Origin of the sequence: Streptomyces sp. NP-1717 (assembly GCF_022695985.1) — a bacterium.
In the GTDB taxonomy this organism is placed as follows: domain Bacteria; phylum Actinomycetota; class Actinomycetes; order Streptomycetales; family Streptomycetaceae; genus Streptomyces.
Genome location: NZ_JAAPBF010000428.1, coordinates 1 through 2,301 on the forward strand (window position 1 = coordinate 1; position 2,301 = coordinate 2,301).

The following is a 2,301-nucleotide window of genomic DNA, read 5'->3' on the forward strand; positions in this document are numbered from 1 at the left end:
GCGGCGCCTTCGCCGTCGTCGGCGCGGGATCGCTGTTCATGCTGCTCACGACCGCCGGCCGGAGCTTCGACGGGCCGCTGCGCCGTACCGCGCTGCTCGCCCCGCACGGCTGGGAGGACCCGAGCGGTGGCCCGAACGGGTTCCAGATCAACAAGACGGCGGCGGCCGTGGGGGTCAGGGCGGCCGACACCGCCGGGGACCGGTGGCGGCTCGTCGTCAGCGGCCCGGCCGGGGACGTACGGCTCTCGCGCGCGCAGCTCCTCGCGATGACCCAGCACACCTCCGAGCTGCCGATCGCCTGTGTGGAGGGCTGGTCGACGTCGAACCAGTCCTGGCGCGGCGTACGCCTGCGGGACCTCGCGGCGCTGGCCGGGTATCCGGCCGACGCGCCCGGTGTGTTCGTGGAGTCGCTCCAGCCCCGGGGCAGTTTCCGCTCGGGCGCGCTGCGCGAGAACCAGGTGCGCGACGGGCGTTCGCTGCTGGCGCTCCGGGTCAACGGCGCGGACCTGTCGCTCGATCACGGATTCCCGGCGCGGATCATCGTCCCGGCCGCGCCCGGGGTGCTGAACACCAAGTGGGTCACCAGGCTGACGTTCGGAGCGCTGTGATGAATCGCCGGAACGGTGCGGGACGCGTACTCAGGCGCCGCGCTCTCAAGCACCGCGTTCTCAAGCACCGCGTTCTCAAGTACCGCTCCCTGCTGGGCAGTCCGTTCCAGATCGTGCTGCTGCTCGCCACCCTCGCGTTCGCCGGATACGTGGGAGTACGCCTGCTGGTGGGCGAGACGTTCCTGATCGTGGTCTGGTTCGTCGGCGCGGCGCTCGTGCACGACCTCGTCCTGGTGCCGCTCTACACGGCGGCCGACCGTGGGGTGGCCGCCGCGCTGGGACCACGGCGCCGGCTCGTCAACTACGTACGCGTACCGGCCTTCCTGTCCGGGCTGCTCCTGCTGGTGTGGTTCCCGATGATCACGGGGCGGGTGAGGCGCTACGAGCCGTACGCCGCCCTGTCGTCCGACGGGTCCCTGGCGCGCTGGCTGCTGGTCACGGCCGCGCTGTTCGCGTGCTCGGCACTCTGTCTGGTGACCCGGGCGGTGCTGCGGCGCAGGGCGACGAAGGGGCGGCCCGCCGCCTCCCACTGATCGACGGGGTACCAGCCGAGGGCCCGGCCGTACCGGAGCAGCGCCGGGGTGCCGAGCCGGGCCCACGGGAAGGGCGAACCGGTCGCCCCCGGCGGTGGGTGGCGCCCGTCGTCCACCCGTACGCGTACCCGCTCGTCGATGTCCACGGGCGCGGTCTCGGCGATGATCAGCCCGCCGTGCGCCAGCAGCCCGCCGACCCGGCGGAGCAGTCCGGCCGGGTCCCCGCCGATGCCGATGTTGCCGTCCATGAGCAGGACGGTGCCCCAACGGCCCTCGCCGGGAAGGGGATCGAAGACGGAGCGGCGCAGGGCGGTGCCGCCGAGCCGCAGCGTACGTTCGACGGCGGCCTCGCTGACATCGACGCCGAGCGCCCGCCGGCCCCGGGCCGCGAGCGCGGCGACGAGGCGGCCGGGGCCGCAGCCGATGTCCAGGACCGCGCCCTCGCAGCGGTGCAGGGCCGAGAGGTCGGCGGCGTCGGCGCGGGCGCACCAGCGCTCGACGTCGAGGGGCAGCAGCCACCCGTCCGTACGGCGCAGGAAGAGCGGGCCGCGCCCGGCGCGGAGTGCGTCGGCGTACGGGTCGGTGCTCCAGGCGGCGGTTTCTGTGCCGGTGGATTCGGGTTCGGTTTCGGTGCCGGTGTCCGTGGTGCTCACCGGGCGCCCACCGGGGTGAGCCTGCGCAGCGTGGCCGCGAACCGCCCGTGCGGGGCGGCCGACGCGACGTACTCGGCGTCTGCCGCCGAGTCCACGTCGCGCAGCGGCGGCAGATCGCGCACGGTGAGCCCGGCGTCCACGAGACGGCGGCGCTGTACGGCGCCGGTCCCGGGTACGGACATGGGCACCCCGCGAATGAGGTCCGGCGGGGCGGACTCGGGCGCGGCGAGGCCCAGCGCCCAGAAGCCGCCGTCGTCGGCGGGGCCGAACCAGGCGTCGCAGCCGTCCCAGCCGGCCGGGCCGAGCGCGGGGGCCAGCAGGGCGGCGGTGATCTGCGGGGTGTCCATGCCGACGAGGAGCGTCGGCCCCGTACAGCTTTCGAACGCGGCGGCCAGCCGCTCGTCGAGCCCGCCCGCGCACTGCGGCACCACGTCGAAGCCGGGCGGCAGCCAGGGGCCGGGGCGCCCTTCGAGGACCAGGACGCGGCGCCGGGCGGGGAGGGCGCGG

At 75.2% G+C, this 2,301-nt stretch carries 3 protein-coding genes; 1 reads left to right on the top strand and 2 read right to left on the bottom strand.

Going from position 1 to position 2,301, the window contains the following annotated elements:
- The coding region (locus GXP76_RS35195; protein WP_242575682.1) for a molybdopterin-dependent oxidoreductase at positions 1-608 on the top strand (608 nt) is incomplete at its 5' end.
- Between the two features lie 379 nt (positions 609-987).
- Here the strand turns inward: GXP76_RS35195 and GXP76_RS35200 are convergent.
- A complete protein-coding gene (locus tag GXP76_RS35200) occupies positions 988-1,794 on the bottom strand; it encodes a methyltransferase domain-containing protein (protein WP_242575683.1) in 807 nt (268 codons plus the stop codon).
- On the bottom strand, positions 1,791-2,301 hold a 511-nt coding region (locus GXP76_RS35205), incomplete at its 5' end, for a DUF2064 domain-containing protein (RefSeq protein WP_242575684.1). The genes GXP76_RS35205 and GXP76_RS35200, both read right to left, overlap by 4 nt.